This window comes from Candidatus Marinimicrobia bacterium CG08_land_8_20_14_0_20_45_22, assembly GCA_002774355.1.
Lineage (GTDB): Bacteria > Fidelibacterota > UBA2242 > UBA2242 > UBA2242 > 0-14-0-20-45-22.
On sequence record PEYN01000178.1, the window covers coordinates 1 to 3,880 of the forward strand.

Annotated in this window: 4 protein-coding genes; 1 reads left to right on the top strand and 3 read right to left on the bottom strand. The window is 41.2% G+C overall.

The window, feature by feature from the left end:
• Positions 1-246: 246 nt before the first annotated feature.
• Positions 247-2,202 (top strand): hypothetical protein, encoded by a 1,956-nt coding sequence (locus COT43_10280; GenBank protein PIS27483.1) that lies wholly within the window; start codon positions 247-249, stop codon positions 2,200-2,202.
• Between the two features lie 379 nt (positions 2,203-2,581).
• Here COT43_10280 and COT43_10285 read toward each other — a convergent pair whose 3' ends face one another.
• The 3 genes from COT43_10285 to COT43_10295 form a co-directional block, all read right to left on the bottom strand.
• Positions 2,582-2,845: a type II toxin-antitoxin system mRNA interferase toxin, RelE/StbE family gene (locus COT43_10285; GenBank protein ID PIS27484.1), complete on the bottom strand. Its 264-nt coding sequence runs from the start codon at positions 2,843-2,845 to the stop codon at positions 2,582-2,584.
• Between the two features lie 2 nt (positions 2,846-2,847).
• On the bottom strand, positions 2,848-3,126 hold the full coding sequence (locus tag COT43_10290) for a type II toxin-antitoxin system antitoxin, RelB/DinJ family (GenBank protein ID PIS27485.1): 279 nt from the start codon (positions 3,124-3,126) through the stop codon (positions 2,848-2,850).
• Positions 3,127-3,524: 398 nt separating this feature from the next.
• On the bottom strand, positions 3,525-3,815 hold the full coding sequence (locus tag COT43_10295) for an integrase (GenBank protein ID PIS27486.1): 291 nt from the start codon (positions 3,813-3,815) through the stop codon (positions 3,525-3,527).
• Between the last annotated feature and the right edge of the window lie 65 nt (positions 3,816-3,880).

A 3,880-nucleotide genomic window follows, 5' to 3' on the forward strand; every position in this document is an offset into this window, starting at 1 on the left:
GGTTAGATGATGATCTGAAAATTCAGCCTGAATTGGATTGATTTTTATAGGTTTAGGGTTGTATCTTTCTTTCACCATTAAGGTGTCTCCTATTGTTAAATGATTCATATTTTATAAATCACTGTAATTTAACAAATAGGGACACCTTTAGCTAGTTTTTTCTTCAATGTAAATGGGATTTTTAGGTAAAAATTAGTAGCAGTTTTGTATATTTAGTCTTGTTTGAACATTAAAATAGGTAATGCGATGTATATGAAAAGAAAAATGTCAATTTCACTTGCACTGTTATGTGCGGTAAACCTTCTGACAGCCCAACCCTGGCAGCAAAATGATGCTATATTCAATCCCAGCGGCATTCCGAGTCTTTCATTTTCCCAGCCGCGCTTCGCCGATCTGGATGGTGATAACGATCTGGATATGGTAATCGGTAATATCGTCGAATTGCCTGTCTGCTTTATGAACGTAGGGAGCAGCACATCGCCAAAATTTCAGCTGAATGACACGCTTTTACAGAATGTTTCTACGCTGGATGCTGAAATGGCGGTCTTCTACGATCTGGACGCTGACGGGGATCTTGATCTTATCGCTGGTGGATACAGAGGATTGACTCTCTACAGAAATTCAGGGACTGCGCAAGTACCGATTTTTCCGGAAAGGTCGGATTCTTTCCCAAATGTCAATGCGGGTTCCAATCCCATTCCGGATTTTACAGATATTGATAGTGACGGTGACTATGATATGGTTCTCGGTTTCAGCGAGAGCGGCGCCGTCAGGCTCTACACAAATACCGGAAACGCCCAGGAGCCAATTTTCTCAGAATTGAATTCAACGAATATTGGCGATGTGGGACTCTATGCCTATCCCGTTTTTGGGGATTTGGATAACGATAATGATATTGACCTTTTAGTTGGAAGAGATACTTATGGTTTTATTTACTTCCAGAATAATGGTGACAGTGCCAATGCAGTCTGGCAGCAGAATGCATCTGTTTTTTCTAATTTGGGGGGCGATACATATTGGAATTCTCCCGATCTTACCGATTTGAATGGCGACGGAAAACTAGACCTGATTTATGGCACTGCTTCGGGTCCTTTGTTATATTACCGCAACACGGGAACTTCAAGCATACCGTCCTGGACCGCGAATAAGACGCTTTTTGGCGGGGTCATTGATGTAGGCGGGGCCAGTTCGCCGTTCTTTTTTGATTTTGACGGCGATAGTGATCTCGATATGATTTGCGGGACCCAATTGGGCTACATCAAATATTACGAAAATACCGGGACGGTTACGGCCTCTGCCTGGAAAGAAAACAGTAGTCGTTTTTCCTCTTTGAAGCACTCCATTTATTCTGCCGTGACTCTGGGTGATATAAACGGTGACAGTTTGGCCGATGCGATTGTCGGAGACCTGAACGGTAATCTTTATCTGCACGTCAATACCGGAACCGGTTTCAGTTTAGATAATACTCATTTAACCGATATTGCACTTGGCGGTTTATCCGTTCCGCGACTCGTTGATTTTGATTCTGATGGCGATTTGGATCTCGCTGCCGGCAATGAAAACGGAAATCTCTTTTACTTTGAAAATCAGGGGTCTGCGAGCGTTCCCGATTGGGTTGAGATTAATGAATTTTTCGATAACATTGATGTTGGTTCTTACTGTGTACCGACCTTATCGGATTTGGACGGAGATGGCGATTACGATTTTGTCACAGGTAATCTTTTTCATGAAATTCAATATTATGAGAATGCTGACAGCATTTGGATTGAAAAACCGGAGACGGTCAGCGGCGTCACGGGCGGGCAGAATTCGGCCCCTGCTTTTGTGGATTTGGATGGCGATGGAGACGACGATCTGGTCATTGGTAATTATGATGGGACATTCAATTATTATGAAAATATGCTCGCTTCCAACGAGATCGTTTCGATAAAAGTACCGTCTGAGTTCCGGTTGTTCAATGTATTTCCAAATCCTTTCAATCCAGTGGCTCAAATTCTATTTGAATTGCCAAAATCCGCGCCGGTCACTATCCGGATATTTGATCTGTCCGGCAGGCAAATATTTGAAAAACACTGGAATATTTTACCCGAAGGCAAACATAAGTGTTTCTGGGATGGAGCTAGGGCCGCGTCGGGTGTTTACATTGTCCAGGTCTATAACGGCGAAAATAGGCAGTCCGTCAAGGCTGTTTTGATGAAATAAGAAGGGAAATATTCGGCATTTAAACTGGGATAAATCCCAAATGTTCATGAAGTGAAATTTCAACAAATTAAGGTAAGATGAAGAGATGGTATTAATAATCTGAATTATAATTGACATTAATTGTTAGTATAATGTTTTTTAATTGAAAGTAATCGTAGCCTAAAAAGATATTTCGATGTAAATAGTTTGTTGATACGTCCGCCCGTTTTTGGTTTTCGGTTAGAAAAATCCGTTAAAAGCAATTCAGGAATCGAAGTCTTTTACCGGTTGGAATTACTCCGGTCATGATAAATAAATTGGTAATAGTCATTAGAATTCGCGCAGGCGTAAACTAAAAAGGCTGGACAATCGCCCGGCCATCTGCGAATTGTGAGGGTCATTATAAATCTGAATGTGATCCGGTTCTGGTAAGGTACAGGTTATTTTTATCCTCTTTCCAGATCAGTAACCAGCCCGGTTTCAGGTGACATTCCCGATAACCTTCCATATTTCCGTGTAAGAAATGGGCTTTATACTCAGGCGGGATTATTTGTTCGTTACATAACAATTTGAGAAAATTGTATAAAACCGAAAGATCAAGTCCTCTTCGCTCGGTACATTTTAAATCCTTTTTGAATTGACTTGTAGGTTTAAGAATTTTCAAGACTATTTCGCGAATTGAGATATACCAAGTGCCTGAAACATTTCGTCGGGATCGGAATATCCTTCCAAGTCCGCGCCTTGTTCGACTTCGCGCATCGCCTTTAAGGTTTCCTCATTTGGAATTCTTACGGCAAATGGCAATCCGCGATGAAATGCGATCTCACGCAAATAAAGATCGATAGCGCCCGACATTGAGATATTCAATGCTTTCAAAACCGATTCGGCGTTAGCCTTGACTTCTTTGGATACTCTTACGTTAATAGTTGCGTCATTCATAATCATTGCCTCCGTGCATATATTACACGAATGTAACGCAAAACGCAACACTTTTATCCGATTTGGTTAAGAGAAAGTAATGTTTGACTGCTCTCTACGAGAAAACTTCCGAAAATAGTACGATCTTTTTTAGTAAAATATCGGTATCCAGTTTAGTATCCGGTTTCTTAACGTAATAACTGATAAAATAGTGCATTTTTTGATAGACTGTTATTTAAGTGTCGTTAGTCATATTGGTATAAAATATCTTGTAATTTATCGTCGATAAATATAACTTTACCCGCTTTTTGAGCCCTCGTAGTTCAAATGGATAGAATAGAGGATTCCTAATCCTTTGACCCCAGACGAGAATTTACAATCGGTATCCTGTCGGTATCCACTTTTGCACTTCCAAACTTGCATTTTCAATTTGCTAAAACCATTTGGTTTAATGGAATCTGATTGATCCCGCGTTCCTTGAAAACCTGTGCCAAATAGGCAGGCGGAAACTTCGTATAAATCTCAGTAACGGTTACGCTCGAATGCCCTAACAATTCCTTGACTAAGGAAATGTTATCGGTCTCCATGAGTTTCCGAAGCGCAAACGTATGCCGTAAGGAATGAATCGTTTTACCATTGACGCCCGCCCGTTTACAGGCTTTGCTAAACGAATGAGATATAAAACCGACCGAATAAGGATTGACAATCGCAAGCATAAGGTCGGCGATTCGCTCCGCCGGAATCGGTATGATCCGTTCCTTGCGCCCTTTGCTTTGCTCCA

Excerpts from the sequence above, each read along its gene's own strand:
- COT43_10280 (PIS27483.1), top strand. The coding sequence starts at position 247 with ATGTATATGAAAAGAAAAATGTCAATTTCACTTGCACTGTTATGTGCG.
- COT43_10290 (PIS27485.1), bottom strand. The coding sequence starts at position 3,126 with ATGATTATGAATGACGCAACTATTAACGTAAGAGTATCCAAAGAAGTC.
- COT43_10295 (PIS27486.1), bottom strand. The coding sequence starts at position 3,815 with ATGCTTGCGATTGTCAATCCTTATTCGGTCGGTTTTATATCTCATTCG.